23 protein-coding genes and 1 pseudogene are annotated in these 25,841 nt (G+C 63.5%); 7 read left to right on the top strand and 17 right to left on the bottom strand.

What is annotated here, in order from left to right; genetic code table 11:
* Positions 1-2: 2 nt before the first annotated feature.
* The 4 genes from PQR02_RS15950 to PQR02_RS15935 form a co-directional block, all read right to left on the bottom strand.
* Complete coding sequence (locus PQR02_RS15950) at positions 3-1,286, bottom strand: RNA polymerase sigma factor (RefSeq protein ID WP_408232409.1); 1,284 nt, start codon at positions 1,284-1,286, stop codon at positions 3-5.
* Between the two features lie 4 nt (positions 1,287-1,290).
* Complete coding sequence (locus PQR02_RS15945) at positions 1,291-1,698, bottom strand: VOC family protein (protein WP_408232406.1); 408 nt, start codon at positions 1,696-1,698, stop codon at positions 1,291-1,293.
* Between the two features lie 81 nt (positions 1,699-1,779).
* Positions 1,780-2,193: a YciI family protein gene (locus tag PQR02_RS15940; protein WP_408232403.1), complete on the bottom strand. Its 414-nt coding sequence runs from the start codon at positions 2,191-2,193 to the stop codon at positions 1,780-1,782.
* Positions 2,194-2,336: 143 nt separating this feature from the next.
* Positions 2,337-2,690: a YciI family protein gene (locus PQR02_RS15935; RefSeq protein WP_408232400.1), complete on the bottom strand. Its 354-nt coding sequence runs from the start codon at positions 2,688-2,690 to the stop codon at positions 2,337-2,339.
* 409 nt (positions 2,691-3,099) lie between these two features.
* Between PQR02_RS15935 and PQR02_RS15930 the strand changes: the two genes are divergently transcribed.
* Positions 3,100-3,348: a hypothetical protein gene (locus PQR02_RS15930; protein ID WP_408232398.1), complete on the top strand. Its 249-nt coding sequence runs from the start codon at positions 3,100-3,102 to the stop codon at positions 3,346-3,348.
* A 115-nt stretch (positions 3,349-3,463) separates the two neighbouring features.
* Here PQR02_RS15930 and PQR02_RS15925 read toward each other — a convergent pair whose 3' ends face one another.
* Together PQR02_RS15925 and PQR02_RS15920 are read right to left on the bottom strand one after the other, a co-directional pair.
* Complete coding sequence (locus tag PQR02_RS15925) at positions 3,464-3,937, bottom strand: hypothetical protein (RefSeq protein ID WP_408232396.1); 474 nt, start codon at positions 3,935-3,937, stop codon at positions 3,464-3,466.
* A gap of 996 nt (positions 3,938-4,933) precedes the next feature.
* Positions 4,934-5,206, bottom strand: a complete 273-nt coding sequence (locus PQR02_RS15920; RefSeq protein ID WP_408232393.1) for a DUF1488 family protein — start codon at positions 5,204-5,206, stop codon at positions 4,934-4,936.
* Positions 5,207-6,128: 922 nt separating this feature from the next.
* On the opposite strand from PQR02_RS15920, the gene PQR02_RS15915 reads away from it, so the two are divergent.
* Both PQR02_RS15915 and PQR02_RS15910 read left to right on the top strand, forming a co-directional pair.
* Positions 6,129-6,602: a GNAT family N-acetyltransferase gene (locus tag PQR02_RS15915; protein ID WP_408232390.1), complete on the top strand. Its 474-nt coding sequence runs from the start codon at positions 6,129-6,131 to the stop codon at positions 6,600-6,602.
* 56 nt (positions 6,603-6,658) lie between these two features.
* The gene (locus PQR02_RS15910; RefSeq protein ID WP_408232387.1) at positions 6,659-7,009 is read left to right on the top strand and encodes a DOPA 4,5-dioxygenase family protein; all 351 of its coding nucleotides are present in this window, start codon (positions 6,659-6,661) and stop codon (positions 7,007-7,009) included.
* A 65-nt stretch (positions 7,010-7,074) separates the two neighbouring features.
* On the opposite strand, the gene PQR02_RS15905 is transcribed toward PQR02_RS15910, so the two are convergent.
* The 5 genes from PQR02_RS15905 to PQR02_RS15885 form a co-directional block, all read right to left on the bottom strand.
* Entirely contained in the window at positions 7,075-7,386 is a 312-nt protein-coding gene (locus PQR02_RS15905; RefSeq protein WP_408232384.1) for a high-potential iron-sulfur protein, read from the bottom strand.
* 36 nt (positions 7,387-7,422) lie between these two features.
* Positions 7,423-8,112, bottom strand: coding sequence for a nitroreductase (locus PQR02_RS15900; RefSeq protein ID WP_408232381.1), 690 nt, complete (start codon positions 8,110-8,112; stop codon positions 7,423-7,425).
* Between the two features lie 146 nt (positions 8,113-8,258).
* Positions 8,259-8,981 (bottom strand): PepSY-associated TM helix domain-containing protein, encoded by a 723-nt coding sequence (locus PQR02_RS15895; protein ID WP_408232378.1) that lies wholly within the window; start codon positions 8,979-8,981, stop codon positions 8,259-8,261.
* Complete coding sequence (locus PQR02_RS15890; protein ID WP_408232375.1) at positions 8,978-9,661, bottom strand: Fe2+-dependent dioxygenase; 684 nt, start codon at positions 9,659-9,661, stop codon at positions 8,978-8,980. Before PQR02_RS15890 ends, PQR02_RS15895 begins: the two co-directional genes overlap by 4 nt.
* Before the next feature lie 67 nt (positions 9,662-9,728).
* Positions 9,729-11,957 carry a TonB-dependent receptor gene (locus tag PQR02_RS15885; RefSeq protein ID WP_408232372.1) on the bottom strand — a complete coding sequence of 743 codons (2,229 nt, stop codon included), beginning with the start codon at positions 11,955-11,957 and terminating at the stop codon, positions 9,729-9,731.
* A 453-nt stretch (positions 11,958-12,410) separates the two neighbouring features.
* Between PQR02_RS15885 and PQR02_RS15880 the strand changes: the two genes are divergently transcribed.
* Complete coding sequence (locus PQR02_RS15880; protein ID WP_408232369.1) at positions 12,411-13,406, top strand: aldo/keto reductase; 996 nt, start codon at positions 12,411-12,413, stop codon at positions 13,404-13,406.
* 10 nt (positions 13,407-13,416) lie between these two features.
* Here the strand turns inward: PQR02_RS15880 and PQR02_RS15875 are convergent, their stop codons facing one another.
* The 5 genes from PQR02_RS15875 to PQR02_RS15855 form a co-directional block, all read right to left on the bottom strand.
* Complete coding sequence (locus PQR02_RS15875; RefSeq protein ID WP_408232367.1) at positions 13,417-13,983, bottom strand: YbhB/YbcL family Raf kinase inhibitor-like protein; 567 nt, start codon at positions 13,981-13,983, stop codon at positions 13,417-13,419.
* 37 nt (positions 13,984-14,020) lie between these two features.
* Entirely contained in the window at positions 14,021-14,821 is an 801-nt protein-coding gene (locus tag PQR02_RS15870) for an ROK family protein (protein ID WP_408232364.1), read from the bottom strand.
* 44 nt (positions 14,822-14,865) lie between these two features.
* Positions 14,866-16,479: a glucose-6-phosphate dehydrogenase gene (zwf, locus tag PQR02_RS15865; RefSeq protein ID WP_408232361.1), complete on the bottom strand. Its 1,614-nt coding sequence runs from the start codon at positions 16,477-16,479 to the stop codon at positions 14,866-14,868.
* A gap of 153 nt (positions 16,480-16,632) precedes the next feature.
* Positions 16,633-19,434: an MGH1-like glycoside hydrolase domain-containing protein gene (locus PQR02_RS15860; RefSeq protein ID WP_408232358.1), complete on the bottom strand. Its 2,802-nt coding sequence runs from the start codon at positions 19,432-19,434 to the stop codon at positions 16,633-16,635.
* Between the two features lie 51 nt (positions 19,435-19,485).
* The gene (locus tag PQR02_RS15855; protein ID WP_408232355.1) at positions 19,486-21,492 is read right to left on the bottom strand and encodes an amylo-alpha-1,6-glucosidase; all 2,007 of its coding nucleotides are present in this window, start codon (positions 21,490-21,492) and stop codon (positions 19,486-19,488) included.
* 79 nt (positions 21,493-21,571) lie between these two features.
* Between PQR02_RS15855 and PQR02_RS15850 the strand changes: the two genes are divergently transcribed.
* From PQR02_RS15850 to PQR02_RS15840, 3 genes and pseudogenes are all read left to right on the top strand, one after another.
* Positions 21,572-22,021, top strand: a complete 450-nt coding sequence (locus tag PQR02_RS15850) for a hypothetical protein (protein ID WP_408232352.1) — start codon at positions 21,572-21,574, stop codon at positions 22,019-22,021.
* 60 nt (positions 22,022-22,081) lie between these two features.
* A pseudogene (locus PQR02_RS15845) lies at positions 22,082-24,221 on the top strand (phosphocholine-specific phospholipase C).
* A 176-nt stretch (positions 24,222-24,397) separates the two neighbouring features.
* Complete coding sequence (locus PQR02_RS15840; RefSeq protein WP_149671361.1) at positions 24,398-24,664, top strand: cupin domain-containing protein; 267 nt, start codon at positions 24,398-24,400, stop codon at positions 24,662-24,664.
* A 25-nt stretch (positions 24,665-24,689) separates the two neighbouring features.
* On the opposite strand, the gene PQR02_RS15835 is transcribed toward PQR02_RS15840, so the two are convergent.
* On the bottom strand, positions 24,690-25,805 hold the full coding sequence (locus PQR02_RS15835; RefSeq protein ID WP_408232349.1) for a succinylglutamate desuccinylase/aspartoacylase family protein: 1,116 nt from the start codon (positions 25,803-25,805) through the stop codon (positions 24,690-24,692).
* Positions 25,806-25,841 lie beyond the last annotated feature (36 nt).

Here is a 25,841-nt window from a genome sequence, read left to right as displayed (position 1 = left end):
TATCAAGCGCCTCGATGCGCGAGGCCGTGCGCACGTTCGAGCAGCAACTCGCGTTCGCGCGCGTTGCGCGTCATCCGGGCGGCGCGTTCGAACTCGGCGCGCGCTTCTTCCACGCGCCCGAGTTTGACCAGCAGATCGGCGCGCACGCTGGGCAGCCAGTGATAGTGGGCGAGCGCCGTACCGGCGGCGAGCGCGTCGGCAATCTCCAGTCCCGCAGCCGGCCCGAACGCCATGCCCACCGCCACCGCCCGGTTCAACTCCACCACCGGCGACGGCGCCACCTGCGCGAGCGCGTCGTACAACGCGACGATCTGCGCCCAGTCGGTATCTTCGGCGCGGCGGGCGCGCGCATGACAGGCGGCCAGCGCGGCCTGCAACGCGTATGGACCATTCGCGCCGCCTAGTGCATGCGCAGTGCCGAGCGCGGCGAGCCCGCGGCGAATCAGCAGCGGGTCCCAGCGGCTGCGATCCTGATCGAGCAACAACACCGGCCGGCCCTGCGCATCGGTGCGAGCGCGCGTGCGCGACGCCTGAATCTCCATCAACGCGACGAGGCCATGCACCTCGCTTTCATCCGGCACGAGAACGCTCAATACGCGGCCGAGCCGCAGCGCTTCCTCGCACAGCGCCGGACGCATCCAGTCGTCGCCGGCCGTGGCCGAATAGCCTTCGTTGAAAATCAGGTAGATCACCTGCAGTACCGATGCGAGCCGCGCCGCGCGCGCGTCCGCTTGCGGCACCTCGAACGGCACCTTGGCCGCCGACAGCGTGCGCTTGGCGCGCACGATCCGCTGCGCGATGGTTGCTTCCGGCACGAGAAAGGCGCGCGCGATTTCGTCGGTGGTGAGGCCGCCGAGCAGGCGCAGCGTGAGCGAGACGCGCGCATCCGTCGACAGCACCGGATGGCACGCGGTGAACACCAGCCGCAGCAAGTCATCGCCGATATCGTCGGCGCGCGCGGCATCGAGTGAATCGACGAAATCCGGCACGACGTGCGCCTCCAGCGCGTCGAGATCGTGGCCCAGCTCCGCGCGCTTGCGGGCGCGCAGCGCTTCCTGCCGCAAGCGGTCGAGCGCACGGTTCTTCGCGGTCGCCATCAGCCACGCTCCCGGATTGTCGGGCACGCCGGCCTCGGGCCAATGTTCGAGCGCGGCCACCAGCGCGTCCTGCGCCAGTTCCTCGGCGAGCCCGACATCGCGCACGATCCGCGCGACGTGGGCAATGACCTTGGCGGATTCGATCCGCCAGACTGCCTCGATGGCACGATGGGTCGCCTGTGTCGTCACGGCCTCAACCCGCTGCCTGCGCGTTCGGGTCCATGTAGATCAACTCCCAGATATGTCCGTCGATGTCCTCGAAGCCGTGTCCGTACATGAAGCCGTAGTCCTGCGGCGCGCGCGGCACGGTGCCGCCGGCGGCGAGCGCCCGCGCGACCAGCGCATCCACCTCGCCGCGGCTTTCGCACGACAATCCCAGCAGCGCCTCGGTGCTTTCCTTCGGATTGCAAAGCGACTTGCGCGTGAATGACTTGAACAGGGTCTTGATCAGCCGCATCGCGTAGAGGTTGTCGCCGAGAATCAGACAGGCCGCCTGCTCATTGGTGAAGCGCGGCTCGAAGCTGAACCCGAGCGTGCTGAAAAATGCTTTCGACCGTTCGAGATCGTCGACGGCGAGGTTCACGTAAATCTGCTTGTGCATGTTGGAGTCCATTCGTCGGATTGCGGGTCGGCAGGCCGCGCGGGTCGCATGAGCCGCGCGGTCGGCTCGCCAGGGTTCGACTCAGCGGCGCGACGCTTCGAGATGGCGGAACCGCTCCAGCTCCGCGCCGGGCTCGAAGTCGTCGAGTTCGAACAGTTGCCGCACTTCGATTTCACCGTCGGCCTGCTCGCCGAACGGCGCGGGAAAGCGCCGCGCCCACTCCATCGCTTCTTCACGCGACCGCACCTCGATCAGCGTATAGCCGGCAATCAGTTCCGCCGTCGGCGCAAACGGACCGTCGACGACCGTGCGCTTGCCGCCGCTGTAGCGAATGCGCCAGCCTTTCGAACTCGGCTGCAAGCCGGTCGCGTCGAGCAGCACACCGGCCTTGGCCAGCTCTTCGTGATACGCGGCCATCGCGGCCATCACGGACGGCTCCTGCATCTCGCCGGCTTCGCTGGCGGACGTCGCTTTGACGAGGATCATGAAACGCATCGACGTTGCTCCTGTTCGTGGTGAGGAAGAGAGCCGCCGGGTTGGCTGGCTTCATATTCACACGACGAGCAATGCGCGGCCGGATCGACATCCAGGCGTGCGCCCCAGGGAAAACCCAGTCACCACGCAGCCGACGCGCGGGCCTAGATGAAACATGGCCCGACCTTGCGGACTTCGACCGTGCACCACGACGCCGCCGGACAGGCCTGCGCGATCGCCACGGCTTCATCACGGGTTTCGCAGTTGAGCAGGAAGAAGCCGCCGATCATTTCCTTCGCTTCGGCGAACGGGCCGTCCAGCACTTTCGGCTGGCCGCCGCGAACCTGTACGCGCACCGCGTCTTTCTGCGATGTGAGTGATTCGACCGCGACCAGTTTGCCGCGCTCCTTCAGGTCGGCGGCGAAGCGCACCATCTGGTCGTACACTTCGCGCCCCGCGGTCTCGCCGCGTTCGACGCGTTGATTCGGAGGTTCGACGATGAGCAGCATGTAAGACATGACGTCTCCAATGGATTGCGCCGCCCATGTGACAGTCCGGCGGGTTCGTTCCGGTAGAGGCCGAAGGACCCGGTGCGCTTGCGGCGAATAGGTGGGAGCCAGTCTAGCAAGCAGGGATGACTCCGGCAAACCCGGTCCGGCGCGCGCGGCTGCGGCGGCCCGTTGCTTACGGAGATTCGTAAGCACCGAACGTCGCGTGGCCAGGCTATCGAAGCGCGACACGTTAGCGTCGCTTTGAAGCATTCTCCGAACTCGCTGAAGCCCGCGGCGAAATCGACGTTGATCGACGAGCAAGGCCAGATGATCGGCTTTCAGTCGGACACCATGGCGCGGCATAGATGGAGAGACTTATCGGCATGATTTGCCGGCATCACACATGACTCGAACGATCAGAACAACGGGGCAATACATGTCGCGGTCCTCAGTGCGCACCGGAATCGCAGTGGCCGTGGCTTGCGCGGCTTTGCAACTCGGCGGTTGCGGCAGCGGCGATTCGGGCGCGGCGTCATCGGGTACGACGGCGGTCACCGCGAGCTCGATCACCGGCACGGTGGCCGCCGGCAGCGCGCTGGCCGGCGCGACTGTCACGCTGATCGACTCGACCGGCGCGCAGGCCAGCGCGACCACCAATACGCAAGCCGCGTACACGATTTCGTGAAGGGCATGACGGCGTGCATGGCGCGGCGCTCGCGCGCCGCCCATGCGCCGCTGAAAACAAAAAACGCCCCGCGGGGCGTTTTTTTACACATTTGCCGGAAGCAATCTCGCGCGACTCAGACCGCCGCTTCCGCCAAAGCCCGCACTTGCGCGGACCGCATCAGGCCTTCGATCATTCTCGCTTCCGCACTCGCAATCTCGCTCAACGACGCCGCCGATAGTTGCCCGTCGAGAATCGCGAGCGCCGTGCAAAGATGCGCGTATTCATCGTCTTCGAGGGTCCACCGGCCCTGCATCCGCTCGCGGGCGTCGAGGCGAACCAGCGCCGCATGTGCGTTTCCGATGTCGCCGAGCACGTCTTCACCCAGTCCGATACGCGCCAACTCCTGCGACACCAGCAGATGCCGGCTCAATGTCGTGTGCAGAGTGCGGGAGCCGTGGCCGCGCTGGAATGCATCGAGCGCGGCATAGCCCTGCAGCCGCATCGCCGCGGTGACCGGCTCGTGCGCCGTGCGGCTGTCGGTCAGCGCGCGCAACAGCGGGGACATGGCCGACTGGCCGTGCTTGCGGCCTCGCGATTTACTGGACATAGGGTACAGGCTCCTTCATTCATTCCCTGGGTGGCGCCGAATTCTCGTGCGCTACACGGGATGCAATCTGTGGATATCGGTTCAAATCCGTCGAATACAAGTCACGCAAGGTGGGCCGGCGAAAAAAAACCCTGTTCCGATGACGGAACAGGGTCGACAGGATGGAACAGTCATACATGCGCGTGGATGCCTGCAGACCTATAACCATCTAACTTACAAAGCTGTTGCTACTTGAATTGCTACTGCTACTGCTACTGCTGCTTTTACTGCTACTTCTACGGCGAAAGCTGCTGCGTGAAACCGCTACTTCAAGGTGCTGCCACTTCGACTGCCACTGCTAAAAGCTGTTGCTCTCTGAACTGTTGCATTACAGCCGGTCCTTCGCCTTCAGCTACTCCTGGCTGCAACCCCTGCTGATTCGCACCAATCGCATGGATCGGGCGTTGTGCGCATTGCTTCTACTACCTACTGCGTTACTGCCCTGCCGTGTTCGACTTCGACCACCACGGCAAACTGCCATCAACGGTACGGTTCAAAACAACGCGGGGGAAGACCGCGTCGATGGGCTCGGTGATTTGTCGCTCCATGGAAAACAGTGTACGCGAGCGCGTCTGCACGCAATTGGCCGAAGCGAGGGGCATTGGCAGGCTAATTTGGCGAATCGGTGTAACAGGCGATTTCGTCGGACGTGAGCGGTGCGCCGGTCGTGAAATGCGAGCGGCAATCGTGTCGCGCGGTCGTCGGTAACTTCGACCGGATAGGGCCGTTACCGGATTTTCGACAGGGGAATGAAAGAGGCTGAGTTGAAACGCACGCTTGAAACACGCGAGCGTGAACGATGCGACGGCTACTCAGCAGAATGGGCGCGTCGCAACGAATGCGTCGAAAACCGCGCGAGCGACGGCACACTCGCCGTCGCTCGTTCAGCTTCGCGCATTGCGAATCTCGCAGACATCGCGGAGCAAGACCTCGCAGAGAAGAATCGCATCAGGGCCATCAACCGCGTGCGGTGAAATCGCTGATCGTCAGCAGTACTTTCTCGCCCGGACGCGCGAGCATCTTTCTTTCCGCCACTGCCGTGATGCGTTTGCGTCCATCCGCGAAGGCCTTCAGCACGCGTGCCGCGCTAGCGTCGCGCTGCAACCAGAAGTGCTGCTCCAACGCTTCACGCGTGACGGCGCATTCGAGATCCCGTCCACGCGCCGATAGTTGGAAGATCACCGCGCGTCCGTCTGCCGAGACGCTGGGTTCAAACTCGACAATCTCCATAGCCCACCTCGGAAAGTTCGTTAAGCCGCTCGTCATGTGGACGAACCTCACTGCAAAAACTGAATGAAAACGCAGACCGTCCGCCGCTTTGTTTCGACCGAGCAATGCGCGCTATTGCGTCGCCGCCATGCTCACATTGGACGACGCGCAAAGCGATGCGTGAATCGGCAAATACGCCGACACGATTCGGCGAAGCCCCAGCCCCGCGACCGGCTACGTGGCGAGGGCATAAGCAGCCATCTGATCAGCCGACACATGCACCGGACCGCTGAACGGACGCGGCCGCTTCGCGCAGAACTCATGCAACAACACGGTAAGGCCCGCAGTCAAACATTCTGTCGTCGCCTGCGTTCGATTGCGCACGCCGCGCGACACGCAAACGATTGCGAGCCATGAATTCGGTGGCCTCAGCTCATGACACAGGCCGCGTGCATCCGCGAAACGCAAACGACCGGTGTCAGGATAAAAGACTAACGTGACGGCTTCGCCATCGACTTCGCGCGTGACAGTGTGTGGTTTCGTATTCAGCATTTTTCGTTATGGTGCCAGGCAGGCGGCGTTCGTCGGCGGTTCGGCGACGCGAGCGCGACGCGTCGAACCGGTGCACGCCGGCAATCTGCGCACGAGGCAAAAGCAAAGCACGTGCCACTGGCTGTCGGCCACATCGCGCTTCGCGCAACAAGTCCGGCGCAAGCGTCACGAACGACGCATTCGGCAAGCCGCAATCACCGGCGGCATTTGAAACAGCACGCCTCGCCGTGCGCCGCTCTCGACAGTGGCAACGGCTGGCTCAACCGTTAGCCGTACGCGTGGAACCCGGAAGCGAAGAAGCCGAAACCTAACCGCGTGGTAAAAAAGCGCTGCTGGCGCGACAATTCACGACAAATCTTACTGGCCACCCGCGCGTGGAAACTTCACCGATATGTCCGCTCGAAAATCTGGCTTGACCCTGCGTCCCGCGCTCGCCGACGACGAGCCCTTTCTGTTCGAACTACGCAGGGCGGCGATGACCGAACACCTCGAACGGGCCGGCCAGCCGACGGACGACGCCGAACATCGCGCGCGCCTGCTGCATCGTTACGATACGGCGCGAGTGGTCTGCGTCGACGGCGCGCCGGCCGGCTTGCTGAAAGCGCATCGCACCGAGAGCCAGTGGGTGGTCGTGCAATTGCAGATCACGCCGTCGCTGCAACGGCGCGGCATTGGCGAACGCGCGCTGCGCACCGTCTTGCGGGCCGCCCAGGCCGATGCATTGCCCGTCACGTTGAAGGTGATCAAAGGCAATCCCGCGAAACGCCTGTACGACCGGCTCGGCTTCGTAGTCGTCGGCGAAGACGCTACACAGTTTCACATGAGGCGCGCACCGCACGCGGCGGCGGAAATCGAAGCAGAATGAATGTCGGATAAAGACTGACGCAACGTGATGGCCAACCGAATGCCATGGACACTTATATGACCTTTCGCGACACCTCTGCCATCGAAAGCTGGCACGCCCACATCTATTTCGATTCGAGCAGCCGCGACGCCGCATGGGCGTTCCGCCAGCAGATCGAAGCGCACTGGAACGACAAGCTGCAAATCGGCCGCTTTCACGAGCGCCCGATCGGCCCGCATCCCATGTGGTCGTATCAACTCGGCTTCGCTCACGCACAATTTGCCGACGTGGTCGGCTGGCTCACGCTGAATCACGGCGCGCTCGACATCTTCGTGCACCCGAATACCGGCGACGCCCTGCGCGATCACCGCGACGCGGCCGTGTGGATCGGCCGCTCGCATGAACTGGTGTTGAAGGGGTTGATGTGAGAGTGGGGCCGGGTGTGATGTGAGCGGCGTTGCCCGGCGCAAACACGCGCGCCGCCCCCTCCCGCTCACATATTCGTATACGCGCTACACCAGCCTCGCGCGGCGACCTGCTTGTCGCCGAACAGCGTGCAACCGCCATAGGCGTCCGTAGCCTTACCCTGGAACAGTGAACAGTTGGCGCACGTTTGCCCTGCCGCGTAGCTGGAAAACTTTGCTTTGTCGACCTTCGACGCGTCCTCCACATAACCGACGGCTTGCGCCTTCGGGTCGGCTTCGCTGAGCCGATTCGCGGTGTCGGCGGAGGCCGCACGGGCCAGCACGAACGATGAGCCGACGCCCACGCTCAACATCAAAAAATGGCGGCGCGATGTTTTCATAATGTTCCGATGGATAGTGGGAGACACGAGCCGCGCTCAATCGAGGAATCGCGTGAACCGTTCAACCGGTTCGCGCTCGCTGCGCAGCGTGTTGACGAGCGCGTTCTGGTCGGCGAAACCGAGCGACATGCCGCACACCAGCTGCTCGCCCTCCGGCAAGCCGAGATGTGCCGCCACCACCCGATGAAATGGCGTGAACGCGGCCTGTGGACAGGTGTCGAGGCCACGCCCGCGTGCGGCCGTCATGATCGCTTGCAGGAACATGCCATAGTCGAGCCAGCTGCCACGCTCCATCACGCGGTCGATCGTGAAGAACAGACCAACCGGCGCGCCGAAGAAGCGGTAGTTCTGCGCGTGCTGCGCATGCATGCGCGCCTTGTCGCCCTTTTCGATGCCGAGCAGGCCATACAGATCCCAGCCGATTTTCCGGCGACGGTCGATGTACGGCGACACCCACTGCTGCGGGTAGTACGGATACTCTTCACGATAGAGCGCGTCGCGTTGCGGGTCGTCATAGGCGGCGAGCAGATCCCGCGACAGACGCGCGAGCGACTCGCCCGTCACCACATAGACTTTCCACGGCTGCGTGTTGGTGCCCGAGGGCGCGCGGCTGGCGGCTTCGAGAATGGCTTCGATGTCGGCGCGCGGCACCGGCGTGGGGAGAAAAGCGCGGATCGCGCGCCGCGTGAGGAGCGCGGCGTCGACTGGATTGGCGGAGGGGGTCATCGTCGAATTTTGGCAGAGCCTGCAAACTGGCGATCTGCGGAGATTCTAGCGCGAGCGGCGGCTTCACCGCAGTGGCGCACGCGCCGTGAGACCGGCGGACCAGCATCGCGCCCACCGGCTCGCATCTATCGGGCGAGAGCCCGCTTTTACATCAGTCCCATGCACACGGCGGCGACGATCGATCCCAACACCAGCACCGCGCCGACCGTCTTGCGCCTGTTCAACTCCGTCCACAGCAGCACGCCGGTGAGCGACAACAGGATGAGGCTGCCCGCGAGCGTATCGATCAGCAGCACCCAGCCGACACTCAAGCCCACGCCCTTATGCAGATTCGTCAGCATCGCGAGAAATGTGTTCTCGCTGCGCTTGACCGTCACATAGCCATTGCCGACCCAATATTCGGCGGACGTGTTTTCGCGCGGCGACGCGAAATTCAGTTGCCAGTGCTCGGGCTGAACGAGGCTGCGCTCGCCCCATGCCACGGGATGCGCGGGCTCTTGCTGCACGCGCCCCGGATTGCCGGCCAGCTTCAGTTCATGCTTGAGCCACCTGGCCAGCTCGCGCGGCGTGTCCGGCGCCGGTTGCGGCAATGGCACCTGCAGCATCGACACTTGCGGCTCGCCGGTGGAGACCCGCAGCGGCCCGCCGCGATGGTTCAGAAAGAACCCCGTGGTGCCGAACAGCAAGCCCAGCGCGGCGCCCCACAAGCCGACCCAGCCATGCACCTTGCGCAGCCACTTGATAACGGTCGCGCGCTGCGAACGCTGCTGCCGCGACTTCTGTTCGCCCCTGTCGGGCCATCGCGGCTCGTGTGTCGCGCGGTCCATGTCGGCCGGCGGTTGAGTGTCGATAGTCTCGGGGACACTCAAGTTTCGCTCCAGGTACGCAGTAGATTGTGATAGCAGCCGACCAGGCTGCGGCGCGCGGTTTCGTCGGCGTGGCTGGCATTCAGGCGCTGGATCGCGGTGTCCATGTCGAACAGCAGCGCGCGCTGCGTGTCGCTGCGCACGAGGCTTTGCACCCAGAAGAAACTGGCGATGCGCGCGCCGCGCGTGACCGGCGTGACCTGATGCAGACTGGTGGCCGGATAGACGATCATGTCGCCCGCCGGCAGCTTCACCTGCTGCACGCCATAGGTGTCCTCGATCACGAGTTCGCCGCCGTCGTATTCGTCGGGTTCGGAAATGAACAGCGTGACCGAGACGTCGGTGCGCAGCTTCACGCCGTTGGGCAGCACGCGCACCGCGCCGTCGACGTGACTGCCGAACTGCATGCCGCCTTCGTAGCGATTGAAAAGCGGCGGATACACCTGATTCGGCAGCACCGCGCTGATGAACAGCGGGTTGCGCTCGATCGCCGCGAGAATCACATCGCCAAGCTCGCGCGCCACGGGCGAGTGCTCGGCAATCTGCTGGTTGCGCTTGACCGGCGCGCCTTGATAACCGGCGGTCGCGCGGCCATCGACCCACACGTCGCCCGCCTGTTCGAGCCGCTCGCGCACGAAGCGCAACTGCCCGGCGTCCAGTACCTTCGGAATCTGCAGCAACATAGTGTGTCCTTTGCGTCAGCTTGCCGTTGTCAAAACCGGCAAGCCTACCGTATCCGCCCCGCGTGTATCAAAAGCGATAGTCGAAGGTTGCCAGCAGCGTGCGTCCGATGCCCGGCACCGACCGGCCGCCGTCCGACGGAATCAGCGCGTCGAAGTATTCCTTGTTGGTCAGGTTCAGCAGGTTCAGACGCACGTCGTATTTCTTCGCGTGATAGGCGGCGGTCGCGTCCCAGCGCGTGTAGCCCGGCACCCGCACGTAGTTCGTGTTCGACGCGTAGCGGGGCGACATATAGATCGGGCCGCCGCCGATTTCCCAATGCGGCGTGATCGCGTAGGTGGTCCACAGCGTCAGCGTATTGCGCGGCGTGTTGGCCGGCGTGTGCCCTTGCGTTCCGTCGAGCGCCTTCAGGATGACGGCATCCATGTACGTGTAGCCGCCGAACACCTGCCACTTGTCGGTAATGTGCCCGGTCACGCCCGCCTGGAAACCGTCCACGCGGATGTCGCCGGCGAGTTCGTATTCGGTCGGCGAGACTTGCGTGCGGGCGTTGTCCATTTCCTCGCGGAAGAACGCCGAGGTCACCGAGAGATTGCCGCCCAGCAGATCCCATTTGCCGCCGACTTCATACGACTTGGTCGATTCCGGCGCGAGGTTTTGCGTCAGGTTCGTCACCGTCAGGTTTTCGAGCGACGGGTTGAACGACGTGCCATACGACACGTAGTACGACTGCCAATCGGTGGGCTGGTAGATCACGCCCGCGCGCACGCTGGTGAAGAAGTTGGTCTGGGTCGCGTAAAGCGGCGCGGTGATCGTGTTGTGGATCTGCGCCTGAAAGCGGTCCCAGCGCAAGCCGCCGATCACCTTCCAGTGCTGGTCGAGCGACACGGTGTCGTTGAGATAGGCCGACAGTTCGTTTGCGCCGGAATCGGTGTGGTTGCCGACCGTGGTGGTCACATTGGACGGCGTGCTCATGATCGGCGGATTCAGCATCGGCACGACCGGCAAGTTGTTGCGCGTGTAGGCCTGGTTCGTATAGCTGTCGTGACCGAGTTCGAAGCCGGCGATCAGGTCATGCTTGATCGGGCCGGTGTCGAATTTGTATTCGAGCATCGTGTCGTTGTAGATCGAGCGGTTCTCGATCACACGGTCGTGGCTCTGCAACTTGATGAACAGCTGCGACGGCGACAGCGTCGTGAAGTTGCCGTTGGTCAACGCGGTGCTCGACGCGAGCGGCCCGGTCAGCACCGCTTGCGGCGCGGTCTCGCGCGCATCGGTCAGCGAGTGCGAGAGCTGCGTCTGGTTGGTCAGCGTGAGCGCGTCGGAGAACTTGTGCTTGATCGCGGCGGTGAAAATCTGCACGTCCTGGATCGTGCGGTCGTCGGTCAAGCCGTAGAAGGTGTTTTTCGGCACCGGCGCGGGGTGGCCGTTCAACGCCTGGATGCCATAGTCGGGCATGTCGTGGTTGTGCTGGATCAGCGCGGACAGCGTCACTTCGGTCGGCGTGCCGATCCCGAAGCGCACTTCCGGCGCGACGCCGAAGTCCTTGTTCTTCATCACGTCGCGCGTCGAACCCAGGCTTTGACCGAACGCGTTCAGGCGGATCGCCGAGGTATCGGTCAGCTTGTGATTCACATCGACGCTGGTGCGATAGCGGTCGTCGGTACCGATCATCGCCGAGACTTCCGCCGAGTCCTTCAGGATCGCTTTCTTGCTGACCTGATTGATCACGCCGCCCGTCGAGCCGCGGCCGAACAGCATCGACGACGGACCATACAGGACTTCGAGTTCTTCGAGGTCGAAGGTGTCGCGATAGTACTGGTTGCGATCGCGGAAGCCGTCCAGGTAGATGTCGTTCTGCGCGGTGAAGCCGCGCAGGTTGATGTTGTTGCCGATCTGGCCGCCTTCGGCCGCGCCGATCGTTACGCCCGGCGCATTGCGCAGCGCGTCCTGGAACGACGTGGCGCCTTGCGAAGCCAGCACGTCCTTGTTGATGACGGTGACGGTCTGCGGAATATCGCGCAACGCGGTAGGCGTTTTCGCGCCGACATTCGACCGTTCAGCCTGGAAGTCCTGTTGTTCAGCCTGCGCCGAGACGCCGATGGTCGGCAGCGTGCCGCTTTCGGCCGTGGTGTTTGCAGCTGCGTTTGCCGGTGCGTTTGCCGAACTGCTGGTCGATTTGCTCTCGGCCGCCGGTTGCGACGCGGTTTGAGGAGCGGTTTGCGCAACAGCCGGTGTCGCAAATGGAATGGCAAAAGCTAGCGCTAACGCAGTCGCAAGCGGCGTGTGGTCGAACATGGAAATCCCGTCAGGTGTGCGCTTGTCAAATTCGCATGCCTGAGATGCGATCAATGACAAATCTGCAATGGCTGGCTTCCGGTCGTCTGACTGGCGCAGAAAGGACGGGATGGCTGGCTAGCTGTTAAATGAGAATCGCTATCATTCCACACGCACCGAAGCGCATCAATGGCGCCTTGTGTTACATCGTGCAAGAAAATTGTTTCGAAGTTTTACGAACGTAGGCATATCGTAATATGTGATCGAAAAGCGATCTTGTTTTATTACGCGGTTGTAATGATAGATACGCGTGAAGCGAATAACAGCAAACCAATCATCAGATTGCTTCGCGACAGAAAACTTTCAATTCAATAACCATTACGGGAAGCCTACTGACGACGCCGAATTGCGACACCGTTTATCCTTTTTGCGACACTGCATACCGCCACTGATCCGTTCATCTTCGGAGTTGACATGCAATACCGCAAATTCGGCCGCACCGGCCTGACCGTTTCGCGCCTGTGTCTCGGCACGATGACCTTCGGCCTGCAAACCGAAGAAAATGTCTCGCAGCGCATTCTCGACACAGCGGCGGACGCCGGCGTGAATTTCATCGACACGGCCGATGTGTATCCGCTTGGCGGCGACGAAAATATTGCCGGGCGCACCGAGGAAATCGTCGGGCGCTGGTTGAAGGGCAAGCGCGAGCGCTTCATTCTCGCGACCAAGGCAGTGGGCAAGATGGGGCCCGCGGCGTGGGATCAGGGCGCATCGCGCAAGCATCTGCTGGATGCCATCGACGCGTCGCTGCGGCGCCTCGGCACCGATTACGTGGACCTCTATCAGCTCCACTCCGACGACGCGAATACGCCGCTCGACGAAACGCTCGAAGCACTGGATACGATCGTGCGCTCGGGGAAAGCGCGCTATATCGGCGTATCGAACTTTCTCGCGTATCGGCTCGCGCGCGCGTTGGGACGCGCCGATGTGTTGCGCGTCGCGCGCTTTGTGTCGGTGCAGCCTCGCTATAACCTGCTGTTCCGTCAGATCGAGCGGGAGTTGCTGCCGTTGGCCACCGAAGAACAATTGGCCGTGATGCCGTACAACCCGCTTGCGGGCGGCTTGCTGACGGGCAAGCACCTGTTGGATGCCGCGCCGGCGACCGGGCGCTTCACGGAGACCGTCGGCAAGGCTGGCGCGATGTACCAGGAGCGGTACTGGCACAAGCGCGAGTTCGAAACGATCGAGCAATTGAAAGCGATCGTCGAGCCAACGGGCGAGTCGTTGACCCGGGTTTCTCTCGCATGGGTGCTGGCCAATCCGCTCGTCACGTCAGCGATTATCGGCGCGAGCCGCGCGGAGCAGTTGAGCGATACGCTCGCGGCTGCCGAACTGGTGCTCGATGCGCAGGTCAAGACTCAGCTCGACGAAGCCAGCGTGCAATACCGTTGGGGCGACGCGGCGAGATAAGCCGGACACCTCATCGTCCATATCGCAGCACCGTGCTCGTCGCGGCAATCACATGACCCTTGATGGCCGCGTGCAGCGCATCGCGGGTCAAGCCGGCGGGCAGCGCATCGGGTGGCAGATCGAGCGCATAGACCTGCGCGACGTAGTGATGCGGCAGCTCGCCAACCGGCGGACACGGCCCGTGATAACCGGCGGCGCCAGTCTGATTCGTGCCGGCGACGCTGCCGGGCGGCGCAGCACCGCCTGCAACGAGCGCCGTGGTCGACGGCGCGATGCCGTACAGCACCCAGTGCGCGATGCCCAATCCCTTCGCGCCATCGGGGTCGAAAATCGTGACCGCGAAACTCTTCGTGCCAGCGGGCGCGTTACGCCATTGCAGCGCCGGCGACACGTCGCCGCCGCCACAATTGTTAGCGCTGGCCGCGTGGCTCGAATCCAGTGTGCCGCCATCGGCCAAACCCGGCGACGCGACTGCGAACGCTTCCACCGCGTACCCCTGCGCGGTTGCCAAAGCGAGCACCGCGAACACGCCCGCGGATAACAAAGGCCTTGCAATACCAAAGCCGAATCGAGTCACGTTGAACACTCCTTGATATTGGCCCGCCAATCCGGCGCTATTTGAATCGCCCCGTGCGTTGAGTCGCCTCGGGCAATTGCCGGGTTTCGCACACGGACAGCGGATGCCACAAACGCGCGCCGCCTTCGATACCGGCATCGTTCGAGACGGTCGCCACGTTTGGCGGCAACGCAAACTTCAGACGCGCCGCGTTGCCGCCGCCGATCCACAACTTGTCGTAGTTCACCAGCGACTCCAGAATGCCGATCACCTGATGAACGCGCCGGTTCCAGCGTTTATTCCCCGCCTTCTCGCGCGCGGCCTCGCCGATGTATTCGTCGTATGCGACACCTTTCTTGCTGACCGGGTGATGAGCAAGTTCGAGATGCGGCATCAACTCGCCGTCGCGGAACATCGCGGTGCCCGCGCCCGTGCCGAGCGTCAGCACGAATTCGAGGCCATGCCCTTCGATCGCGGCGAAGCCCTGCATTTCGGCATCGTTGATCATGCGCACCGGCAAGCCACCGAGACGCTGCGCCAACGAGTCGGCGAGCGGAATGTCATGCCAGCCTTCGACGCCGAAGTGCGGCGCGGTCAGAATGCGGTTGTTGCGCACCACGCCCGGAAAGCCGATCGACATCAGCGTGGGTGGTGCCTGTTCCACGAGCGGCGCGACCAGCTTCGCCAACGCATCGACCAGCTGGTCCGGCGTACACGGATGCGGTGTTGCCACCCGCACGCGTTGGGTTTTCATCTTGCCGTCGGAGTCGATGATCGCGGCTTTCAAGCCGGTGCCGCCGACGTCGATTGCAAGAATCCGCTCGGTGCTGCTCGTCACTTTCGTCTTACGTGTCGCCACGGTGTCCCTCGATCATGTGGATGCTGATGCGCGCATGTTGCGCGTTACTTCTTCTCGACAGCATGCTGTTGCAACGGCCGCCACGCATGGCCGTCGCGCGCGAGCAGCGCGTCGGCCTGCGCGGGGCCTTCGCTGCCGGCCGCATAACCGTGCACGGGCATCGCGCCGCCGCTTTTCGGATGCAGCACGTCGTCCACCGCGCACCAGCTCGTTTCGATGCTGTCGGCGCGCTGGAACAGCGTCGCGTCGCCGAGCATGCAGTCGTATAGCAGCGTCTCATAGCCGACGTTGGCGCGTTCCGCGAAAAAGTCGGCGTAGTCGAACGAAGATTGCACCGCGCCCACCTGCATCACCGGGCCCGGTGTTTTCACGTTGAAGTCGAAACTCGTGCCGTGCGAGGGATCGATGCGCAAGGTCAGCACGTTCGGCGTGAGCGCACCGACCGGCGTATCGCGGAACAGGAGGAACGGCACCGGCTTCAGTTGCACCGAAATTTCCGTGCGACGCGCCGCCAGCCGCTTGCCGGTGCGCAGATAGAACGGCACGCCGGCCCAGCGCCAGTTTTCGACGAACACGCGTGCGGCCGCGTAGGTCTCCGTCGTGCTGTCGGGCGCGACGTTCGGTTCTTCGCGATAGCCGACGCCCGCCGGGCCTTTTTCGTATTGACCGAACACGACATCGTCCGGGGTCAGCGGCTGGATCGCGTCGAAGATTTCAGCCTTCTTGTCGCGCACCGCTTCGGCGTCGAACGAATTGGGCGGCTCCATCGCGACCATGCCGAGCAACTGGAACAGGTGATTCGGCACCATGTCGCGAAACGCGCCCGTCTGCTCGTAGAACTTGCCGCGCCCTTCCACGCCGATCGTTTCCGCCGCGGTGATCTGCACGCTGTCGATATATTCGCGCCGCCATAACGGTTCGAACAGTGCGTTCGCGAAGCGCACCGCGAGGATGCTCTGCACGGTGTCCTTGCCGAGAAAGTGATCGATGCGATAGACCTGCGATTCTTTCGCGTACGACAGAATGTGCGCGTTCAGATCGCGCGCCGACGCGAGGTCGATGCCAAACGGCTTCTCGATCACGAGACGGCGAAAGCCGCCGCTGGCGCCCTCGCCTTCCTCCAGCAAACCCGCCTTGCCCAGATGCTCGACGATCGGTTTGAAAAAGCGCGAGCCGACCGCGAGATAGAAGATCACGTTGCTGCCCGGCGACTGTTCGAGCTTCTGCTTGAGCTTTGTGAAGACGTCGTCGGTTTCGAACTCGCCGGCCATGTATTCGAGGCGTTGCGCGACCCAGTCCCACGCGTGGTCGTCGAGCTTGCCCGCGTGGAAGGTGCTCGCTTTGTCGGCGGCGAATTGCTGTAGCGACTTGTGCAGGTCTTCGCGCCACTCGCTCGTCTCGCGCTCGCCATGATTGACGCCGATGATGTTCATCGCGCCGTCGAGCAGGCCGTCCACCGCGAGGTTGTACAGCGCGGGCATCAGGAGCCGCTTGGTGAGGTCGCCGCCGGCGCCGAAGATCACCAGCGTGCAAGGTGGCGCGGGCCGCTTGCCGGCCGGCGACGGCGGCGCATCGTGCGGACTCGCACTGAGCTTGCAACTCGGTGCCTGAGTGGCGGCGGGTTGATCGGAAGCCTGGGGATTCGGTGTAGTCGACATGGGATTCACTTGAGGAAGCCAATGGAACGGACGTGGCGATTCATGAAAGACCACGCCTGAACCGACACAGTTCAAAAACGATCTCGCGGCCAGCACGGCATGCGCCCTTGTAGGGTCGATGTAACCTCGCCGCGTGCGTGGTCGCCGTGATGCTTACTTCGCCGTGGTGGCCGCGAGCGCGGACGCGGGTTCTGAGGCAGGTTCAGGCGCGCGGGCCGGCGCCGCCGCCGCAACAGGAATCGGCGCGCGTTCCGGCTCGCCCGCCAACGGCACGTTGCCCGATGCCGACATCGCCCTCGGTTGCAGCAGTAGCGCTATGAGCCCGCTCCAGCCGGTCTGATGCGATGCGCCGACACCGCGCCCGTTGTCGCCGTGAAAGTACTCATGGAACAGCACGAGGTCGCACGAGCGCGGATCGGCCTGCAACAGCGGATATGCGCGCATCACGGGACGCTCGCCGTCCTTGTTCTTGAGGAACAGCGTGGTCGTGCGGCGCGCCAGTTCATCGGCGATTTCACTAAGCGAGAATTTCTGCCCCGAGCCCGTCGGATATTCGACGCGAAACTCGTCGCCGTAATAGCGGTGAAATTCGTACAGCGATTCGATCAGCAGATAGTTGACCGGCATCCACACCGGACCGCGCCAGTTCGAATTGCCGCCGAACACGCGCGTGTCGGATTCCGCCGGCAGATACTTGACGCAAAAGCTCTTGCCGTTGTGATTGAACACGAACGGCTGATCGCGATGAAAGCGCGACAACGCCCGCACGCCGTGATCGGAAAGGAATTCGCTTTCGTCGAGCGCACGCCGCAGCAATGCTTTCATCCGGTGACCGCGCAGCACCGATAGCAGCAGCGCGTTGCCCTTGCCGGGCTCGTTCCAGCGCGAGACCAGCTTCGCGAGATCCGGCCGATGTTCGAGGAACCACACGAGCCGCTCGCGCAGACACGGCAAGCCGCCATGCAGACGCTCTTCCAGCACGTGCACCGCGAACAGCGGAATCAGCCCGACGACCGAGCGCACCCGCATCGGCATGCTGCTGCCGTCAGGCAGGTGCAGCTTGTCGTAGAAGAACTCGTCCTGGCTGTCCCACAGGCCCGTCTCGCAGCCGTCGTCGCAGCTCACGGCCTCGGCGATATACAGGAAGTGCTCGAAGAACTTCACGCCGATATCCACGAACACATGGTTCGCATACGCGAGTTCGAGCGCGATGCGCATCAGGTCGAGCGCGTACGCGGCCATCCACGCGGTGCCGTCGGCCTGGTCGATGTGGCCGCCGGTCGGCAGCGGCGACGAGCGGTCGAAGATACCGACGTTGTCCAGTCCGAGAAAGCCGCCCTGGAAAATATTGTGGCCGTCGGCGTCCTTGCGGTTCACCCACCACGAGAAATTGAGCAGCAGCTTATGGAACATGAGTTCGAGAAAATCGCGATCCGCCTTGCCGGTGAGCGCGCGGTCGATCTCGTACACGCGCCACGCGGCCCATGCATGCACGGGCGGGTTGCCGTCGCCGAGCGCCCATTCGTAGGCGGGCAGCTGGCCGTTAGGATGCTGATAGCGGTCCTTCACCAGCAGCAGCAATTGACGCTTCGCAAAGGCCGGGTCGATCAGCGCGAAGGCGGCCGCATGGAACGCAAGATCCCATGACGCGTACCACGGGTACTCCCATTTGTCGGGCATCGAGACGATGTCCGCATTGCACAGGTGGCGCCAGTCCGCATTGCGGCCGTGTTTGCGGCTCGCGGGCGGTTTGGGTTGCAGCGGATCGCCCTCGAGCCAGCGTTGCACGTCGTACTGGTAGTACTGCTTGGACCACAGCATGCCGGCGAGCGCCTGACGCTGCACGAGGCGCGCGTCGGGATCGGCGATCTCGTGTTGTAGCGCGCCATAGAACTCGTCGGCCTCGGCGATGCGGCGCGCGAACACCGCATCGGCATCGAACGGCACAGCGTCCGGGGCCGACTCCGGACGCCAGCGCAGATACACCACGGCGCGGCCGTGCGGAGCGAATTCGAGCGCCGCATGCGCGGCGGCCTTGGTACCGGCGTCGCGACGTACCGCCTGCTGATCGCCGTGTACGAGATAGTCGTTGAAGCCGTCCTTGAACGGGCCGGCGCCGTCCATGTTGAACAGGCGCTTCACGTTGGTGTCGTTTTCGCAGAAGAGCCACGCGAGTTGCGGCGCGTCCTCCGACCACGCCGTCACGACAATCGGCTCATGACCCTGCTGGCGCCCGATCAGGTGCGTGTCGCCGTTGTGGTCCGTGCCGGCGACCAGCGACGGCTTGTCCTTGTTCTCCTTCCACGACCACGAGTTGCGCGCCCAGATTTGCGGCAGCACGTCGAGCGACGCGGCCTCGTCCGCGCGATTCTCGATCGTCACGCGCATCACGATGTCGTCGGGCGCGTGCTTCGCGTATTCGACCTGCACGTCGAAATAGAGCAGATCGTCGAACACCCCGGTGTCGAGAATCTCGTACTCGGGCATGTCGCCGCCACGTCGAGCGTTTTCCTGCACCAGGTCTTCGTATGGAAAGGCGGCGTGCGGATACTTGTAGAGCATCCGCATGTACGAATGCGTCGGCGTGCCGTCGAGGTAGAAGTACAGTTCCTTCACGTCCTCGCCATGATTGCCCTCGGCGTTGGTGAGGCCGAACAGACGCTCCTTGAGGATCGGGTCCTTGCGATTCCAGAGCGCAAGCGACACGCACCAGCTCAGCTTGTCGTCGCCGAAACCGGCAATGCCGTCTTCCCCCCAGCGATACGCGCGGCTACGCGCATGGTCGTGCGGAAAGGAGTCCCAGGCGGTGCCGTCGGCGCTGTAATCCTCGCGCACCGTGCCCCATTGGCGCTCGCTCAGATACGGCCCCCAGCGCTGCCAATGGGCGCAAGCGGCCGAATGCAGGCGTGAGCCTTCGATGGTGTCGAGCAGATTGGCAGCGCGCAGCGGTGGCATGACTTCGTCCTTGCTTCAGGCTTGGCGATGGGACACACATCGTAGCGCGGTTTACGCGGCGATGGGCTCCAACCCGGCAAGCAGGCTTTCGACGCGCAGCAATTCGCCCAGCGACCACGCCTGAAACGGCGTGCCGGCGGGCGCATGCGGCGCGTCGCCGTCGGCGATTTCGGGCAGATGGTCCAGACCGAAGTGGTCCAGCTGCGCGTAGAGCGGGTCGAGAAACCGCGCTCTGGCTTGCGCGCGGGTGTCCGCCGCTGCGCCGTGAACCCGCAGCCATGCTTCGACGAACGGGCCCAGCAGCCACGGCCAGACGGTTCCTTGATGATAGGCGCCATCGCGCGCGAGCAGCGGCCCGCTATAGCGGCCGCGATACGCCGGGTCGGACGGCGCGAGCGTTCGCAGGCCGAGGGGCGTAAGCAACTGCGTCTCGACCTGATCGAGCACCGCGCGCGCCGCCGCGCCTTCGAGCAACGGGAACGGCAGGCCGCCCACCGCGAAAATCTGGTTCGGCCGGATCGAGCGGTCTACCGCGCCTTTCACGTGATCGACGTCGACGTTGTCGGCCAGCGTTTGGGTGGCCGGGTCGACGAAGCGTTCGTGAAACGATTGCAACGCTCGTCCGGCGGATGGCTGCCACTGCGGGTTCCAGCTTGCTGCAATGCGCAACGCGTTGATCCAGAGCGCCTGCACTTCGACCGGTTTGCCGATGCGCGGAGTGACCACCCAGTCGCCGACTTTCGCATCCATCCACGTGAGCTGCACGCCGGCGACGCCGGCGCGCAGCAGGCCGTCGTCGGCGCAGGCCTGGATGTTGAAGCGCGTGCCTTTCGTATAGCCGGTCAGAATGGTTTCAGCGGCTTGTTGCAGGCGCGTGCGGGTCGCGGCGCTGGCGTGACGCTTGGCCAGGTAGTCGTGCACGGCCACGATGAACCACAACGACGCATCGACCGAGTTGTATTCCGGCATGTCGCCGTAGTCGGGAAAGCGGTTCGGCAGCATGCCTTCGGACAGCATGCCCGACCATTCGAGCAGGATCGCTTCGGCTTCGTCGAGACGGTTCGACGCGATCAGCAGGCCGCGCATCGCGATGAAAGTGTCGCGGCCCCAGTCGGTGAACCACGGGAAGCCCGCGAGGATCGTGCCGCCTTCGTTGCGCGAGACCACGTAGGCATCGGCGGAGCGCTGCAGGCGTGAGCCCAGCGTGGTGCGGCGGCGCTGCTCGATACGCGCGAGTTCGGATGCGCGGACGGCGGCGGCTTGCGCGTTTTCACATGGCGTTGCAGGAGCGAAGGCGGACATTCCCGCGCTGCTTGCACTGGACGCGCTCAGCACCATCACCGCTGCACCGTCGGCGAGAGCGAAGCTGAACACGCCGGGCGTCGCCAGATCTTCGCTGAAGTCGAGGCCGCGCTCCTCTTCGCGCGCGTAGCAGAAGTTGCGATACCAATCGGGCGCGTGCGTGTACGCGCCGTTGGTCGCGGCATGGATCACCGGCACATCGCCATACGGTTGCCAGCTCGCGCATGCCTGATCGTCGCTGGTCCACGCGCTGAAGTTGAACGCGGGGTTCTCATGATGCAGCGCGTGGTAATCGCGGCCCGACAGCAAAGGCCGGACCTTCAGCACCGGCGCACTCATGTCAGCGGACGTTGCCGCGCCCTCCAGCCGCCAACGCAATACCGTTTCACATGTAGCCTTGCTGACAAGGACCTCGGCGGTGAGCGTCATCTGCGCATCGAGTTGAACGCGCCACGTGGGCCACGGCATGGTGTCGAACGCAACCAGACTCGCGCCCAGATCCGGATAGATCACATTGGGCGCATACCGCTGCATGGTCAGCGGATAACGCCGCCCTGCCGCTTCGAGCCAGGCCTCGACACCGTTGACAAGCACCATGCGCCCACCCGGCGCGCGCGTCGCGCTCAGCAGCAACGCGTGATAGCGGCGCGTGCGCAACGTGCCCACGGTGCCCGACGCGAAACCACCCAAGCCGTCCGCTTCCAGCCATTCGTCTTCAAGACGCGTGATGTCGAAAGGTCGTTCGATGCGTGTCATGGATCAACCGGTTATGCAAAGCCGTCAATCAATCATTAGGTGTACGTGAAGCGTCGGCCAGATGGCGTAACGGTGACCATTGTCCTTCCTGTCACTTTCCATTTCCTTTCGAAATACCGACGAATTGTCGAAAGATATGCGGCGCGCAAACGTTTCACAATTATTTCTTGAAAGGATGGAGACCGCACCGGTTTTCACGAAACCGTATGCAGAAATGAGAACAAGCAACCGCCTCGCCAGCATCGCGTCAATCGCACTCGCCGTTTTAGCGTTGAGCGCTTGCGGCGCTGACGACTCGAGCGTCACCGCAACGACTTCATCACCGCCCGTTGCCGATAACGGCGCGCAGCAGCATCCGGCGGCATTGTCAGCGGCCGCGTTACCCGACGCATCCACGGCGCTCGCGGCGAACCCCGCCGCCGCGTCCGACCCGATCACGCAGAACATGCAAGCCAGTCTCGCTGCCGACAGCCAGCAAGTCACACCCGTCATGCACTACGCCCCTGGCGACAGCGCCAACAACAACTGACCTGCTTTGCCCAGCGCGCCGACGCGCGCTATTCTTTCCATCCGCAGAAGGTGATATTCGATGACATCAACTAGCCGTCGCCGTTTCCTGCAGACCGTGGCCTCTGCCGCCGCGCTGACCGCGCTGCCCGAGTCGATTCGCAATGCGCTGGCCGTGCCCGCGTTCTCGCGCACGGGCACGATCCGCGATGTCGAGCACATCGTCGTGTTCATGCAGGAGAACCGCTCGTTCGACCACTACTTCGGCCACTTGCGCGGCGTGCGCGGCTACAACGACCGCTTCCCGATTCCGCTGCCGAACGGCAAGCCGGTGTGGTATCAGCCGTCGAAAGCGGACGCGACCAAACCGGTGCTGCCGTTCCATCTGGACACGTCGACCACCAGCGCGCAATGCGTCGGCGATCTGGATCACTCGTGGTACAAGACCCATGCCGCGATCGACGGCGGCCGCTACGATCAATGGCCGGCCAACAAGACCGACATGACGATGGGCTATCACCTGCGCAGCGACATTCCGTTTCACTACGCGCTGGCCGATGCGTTCACCGTCTGCGACGCGTACTTCTGCTCGCTGCCCGGACCGACGCACCCGAACCGTTCCTATCTGATGAGCGGCACGGTCGACCCGACCGGCACGCTCGGAGGACCGCTGCTCGACAACAACGATTTCGTCGACGGCGACGGTCCGCCGAATTACCAGTTGCTCTCGTGGACCACGTACCCGGAACGCCTGCAAGCCGCGGGCATCTCGTGGCAGGTCTATCAGCAGGGCCTGACGGGCGCCGATCCATTGAACGGCAACTACGGCACCAACATCCCGCAGAACTTCGCGAACTTCATAAACGCGCAACCGGGTTCGCCGTTGTATGAGCGCGCGCAAACCGTGCGCACCATCGACGACCTGAAGGCCGACGTGCTCGCGAACAAGCTCCCGCAGGTGTCGTGGCTGTGCCCACCGGCCGCGTACTCCGAGCATCCGCAATATACGCCCGCATACGGCGCCGAATACACGTCGCAGATTCTCGATGCGTTGACGTCGAATCCCGAAGTGTGGAGCAAGACCGTGCTGTTCATCATGTACGACGAGAACGACGGCTTCTTCGATCACCTCGTGCCGCCGCAACCGGCGACCACGCCCGCGCAAGGCAAGTCGACGGTCAGCACCGACGGCGAAATTCACAACGTGGTCAATCCCGCGCGCGGCGGCAGCTACACCGCCGACGGCCTGCCCTACGGCCTCGGCCCGCGCGTGCCGATGACGATCGTGTCGCCGTGGAGCAAGGGCGGCTTCGTGTGCTCGCAGGTGTTCGATCACACGTCGGTGATCCGCTTCATCGAAGCGCGCTTCGGCGTGCATGAACCGAACATCACGCCGTGGCGCCGCGCGGTGTGCGGCGACCTGACCACCGCGTTCGACTTCCGCACGCCGGACTCGAAAGTGCCGCCGCTGCCGGACACCAGCAATTACAAGAGCATCGCCGACAACCAGTGCGCGACGCAGCCCAAGCCGACCGTGCCGGCGACGCCGAGCGCCCCCGACCCGCAGGAAAGCGGGATTCGCTTTGCGCGCGCGCTGCCCTATGAACTGCACGTGAACGGCGACGCGGACGCAAGCCGCAACATGTTCGAGGTCTCGATCGCCAACACCGGCGACCAGGGCGCGCACTTCTATGTGTACTCGACGAATCGCACTGATGGTCCGTGGCGCTACACGGTAAGCGGGCAAGTCGCTCAGCGAGACGTTCGATCTGACGGCGACGAACGGCGTCTACTCGTTCGACGTGTTCGGGCCGAACGGCTTCGTACGCAAGTTCGCGGGCAATGCGCAGCAGGCGAGCACGCAGAGCGCGCAAGCCGCGGGCGGGCATGCCAACCATAAGCCGGCACAGCCCGAAGTGAAGGCGCAATACGACGTCGCGAATGGCAACGTGTTCCTGAAGTTCACCAACAGCGGCGGCGGCATCGCGCGCCTCACGGTGAGCGACAACGCGTATGGCGCACGCACGCGTGCGGTGCTGGTGCCGGCCGGCGCGCATATCGAGGAGATGTGGGTGCTCGCGGCGAGCCATCATTGGTACGACCTGACCGTGACGAGCAATGACGACGCAAGCTTCTCGCGCCGTTTCGCAGGTCACGTCGAGAATGGCCGTCCGAGTATCAGCGACCCGGCAGCGGTGGCGCCGGTGTTGGTGGCGAACTAAGCCTTATCATGCCGCGCCGGGCTTCGGTCGATTCGCCGCGTGGTTCAGCGGTGGTCGGTCGAAGCTTGGGGCTTTGTTCGCTGCTGTCGGGGTTGTCGTTGCGCTGAAGGCGCTCTGCACATAGCGCCGGATAGCGGTACAGTCAGTCTTCGCTATTCCCTGACGATGGTGGCACCATGGATCGCAACGCCTTCACCGAAAGCCTGACGAAAGACGGTTTCCCCGAGCCTGTCATCGTGACGCGAGAAGCCAACGCAGCGATGGATGTGCACGAGCACCCGTTCGAAGCGAAGGCGCTGATTCTCGATGGCGAACTGCACATACGCATCGGCGCTGAAGAGCGACTGTACCGGCCCGGCGACGTTTTCCACTTGCCCGCGCATCAGGCGCATTCGGAGCGCTATGGTCCGAACGGCGTGACGTACCTTGCCGGCAGAAAATAGCAGGACACGCCGCCGGGCGACAAACTCACGCCCCCAGCAAGACCCCGGTCCTGAACGGCCGCGTTCCAGTCACACGCCCTAGCGGCGCGCCCGCAGTCACGAAGCGGATGGCGCGGCGCATATAAAGCACGCCTTCGGTGTTGCTGGAGATCGTGGTCGTTTCGTCCGTCAGCGGATTGACGATATCGAACAGGGCCTGTCCGACACCAATCGTCTCGCCGATCTTCGCGCGATGAATCAGAATCCCGCTGACAGGTGCGTAAAACTGCTCGCTTCCCGCGAGCGGCGTGGCAGGCGACAGCAACGCCGGCAAAGGCTTGACGTCCCGTTGAATCGCGTTGCGCCACACCAGATAATCGACGATCGCGTCGGCGTCGCGTTGCGCGACTTCGTAAGAAACATCGCGCTGGCCGCGGCATTCCACCGTCACCGCAATCGTGCCGGTGGGAACCGGCTTGTCGGCCGGCATCTGCTGCTGCAAGGTCCACCACAACAGGCTGTGAGTTTCATCGAACGACTCGCCGCCCGAGTTGGTCGCCAGCAATGAGGCCTGCGCGCCGAGATAACGGGACAACGGCTCGAACTCCGGCCACGCTGCCTCGCTGGTGTACAGATGCATTGCCGCTTCGAGCGAACAGTGCAGGTCGATCACGACATCCGCATCGAACGAGAGCTTCAGCATGGCCAGTTGCAGCGACTCGAATTCGGTCAACGGTTTCTGTTCGGCCAGTTCAGCCGCGATCAGTTCGCGCACGATGCGCCGGTTCTCCTTCGCATCGGAACCCAACGCTTCTTTCGCGCGCGCGACCAGCTTCGAGAATTGCAGGAAGTGGCGATTGAAGTTCTTGCCGCTGCCGAGGTCGAAGCGCCCGAGGAACTGACCGAGCACATATTGTCCGAGCCCAACTGGATTCGCCACGGGCACCAGCACGATTTCCGCATTCAGCGCGCCCTGCTTCTCCAGTTCGAGCAGGCGGCGCTTGAGCAGCACGGTCGTCAGCATCGCGGGCGTTTCGTCTGCGTGCAGCGACGACTGGATATAGATCTTCTGCCCGCTATCCCGCGTGCCGAAGTGAAACGACACCAGTTCGCGGTGGGTGCCAATAGCCGGCGATAGAAGCGGAATCGATTGCCTGTTCATGAGCGCAAAGCCTAGGGGAGAAGAATACCAAGTAGA

Origin of the sequence: Paraburkholderia sediminicola, assembly GCF_046026895.1 — a bacterium.
GTDB lineage: Bacteria > Pseudomonadota > Gammaproteobacteria > Burkholderiales > Burkholderiaceae > Paraburkholderia > Paraburkholderia sediminicola_C.
This window is presented reverse-complemented; position numbering and strand designations above follow the sequence as displayed.

Bases quoted from the DNA above. Each gene is read 5' to 3' on its own strand.
- PQR02_RS15840 (WP_149671361.1), top strand. From the start codon at position 24,398: ATGGATCGCAACGCCTTCACCGAAAGCCTGACGAAAGACGGTTTCCCC.
- PQR02_RS15900 (WP_408232381.1), bottom strand. From the start codon at position 8,112: ATGACCCCCTCCGCCAATCCAGTCGACGCCGCGCTCCTCACGCGGCGC.
- PQR02_RS15925 (WP_408232396.1), bottom strand. From the start codon at position 3,937: ATGTCCAGTAAATCGCGAGGCCGCAAGCACGGCCAGTCGGCCATGTCC.
- PQR02_RS15910 (WP_408232387.1), top strand. From the start codon at position 6,659: ATGACCTTTCGCGACACCTCTGCCATCGAAAGCTGGCACGCCCACATC.
- PQR02_RS15835 (WP_408232349.1), bottom strand. From the start codon at position 25,805: ATGAACAGGCAATCGATTCCGCTTCTATCGCCGGCTATTGGCACCCAC.
- PQR02_RS15920 (WP_408232393.1), bottom strand. From the start codon at position 5,206: ATGGAGATTGTCGAGTTTGAACCCAGCGTCTCGGCAGACGGACGCGCG.
- PQR02_RS15935 (WP_408232400.1), bottom strand. From the start codon at position 2,690: ATGTCTTACATGCTGCTCATCGTCGAACCTCCGAATCAACGCGTCGAA.
- PQR02_RS15905 (WP_408232384.1), bottom strand. From the start codon at position 7,386: ATGAAAACATCGCGCCGCCATTTTTTGATGTTGAGCGTGGGCGTCGGC.
- PQR02_RS15885 (WP_408232372.1), bottom strand. From the start codon at position 11,957: ATGTTCGACCACACGCCGCTTGCGACTGCGTTAGCGCTAGCTTTTGCC.
- PQR02_RS15945 (WP_408232406.1), bottom strand. From the start codon at position 1,698: ATGCACAAGCAGATTTACGTGAACCTCGCCGTCGACGATCTCGAACGG.
- PQR02_RS15930 (WP_408232398.1), top strand. From the start codon at position 3,100: ATGTCGCGGTCCTCAGTGCGCACCGGAATCGCAGTGGCCGTGGCTTGC.
- PQR02_RS15915 (WP_408232390.1), top strand. From the start codon at position 6,129: ATGTCCGCTCGAAAATCTGGCTTGACCCTGCGTCCCGCGCTCGCCGAC.
- PQR02_RS15880 (WP_408232369.1), top strand. From the start codon at position 12,411: ATGCAATACCGCAAATTCGGCCGCACCGGCCTGACCGTTTCGCGCCTG.
- zwf (WP_408232361.1), bottom strand. From the start codon at position 16,479: ATGTCGACTACACCGAATCCCCAGGCTTCCGATCAACCCGCCGCCACT.
- PQR02_RS15855 (WP_408232355.1), bottom strand. From the start codon at position 21,492: ATGACACGCATCGAACGACCTTTCGACATCACGCGTCTTGAAGACGAA.
- PQR02_RS15860 (WP_408232358.1), bottom strand. From the start codon at position 19,434: ATGCCACCGCTGCGCGCTGCCAATCTGCTCGACACCATCGAAGGCTCA.
- PQR02_RS15890 (WP_408232375.1), bottom strand. From the start codon at position 9,661: ATGTTGCTGCAGATTCCGAAGGTACTGGACGCCGGGCAGTTGCGCTTC.
- PQR02_RS15940 (WP_408232403.1), bottom strand. From the start codon at position 2,193: ATGCGTTTCATGATCCTCGTCAAAGCGACGTCCGCCAGCGAAGCCGGC.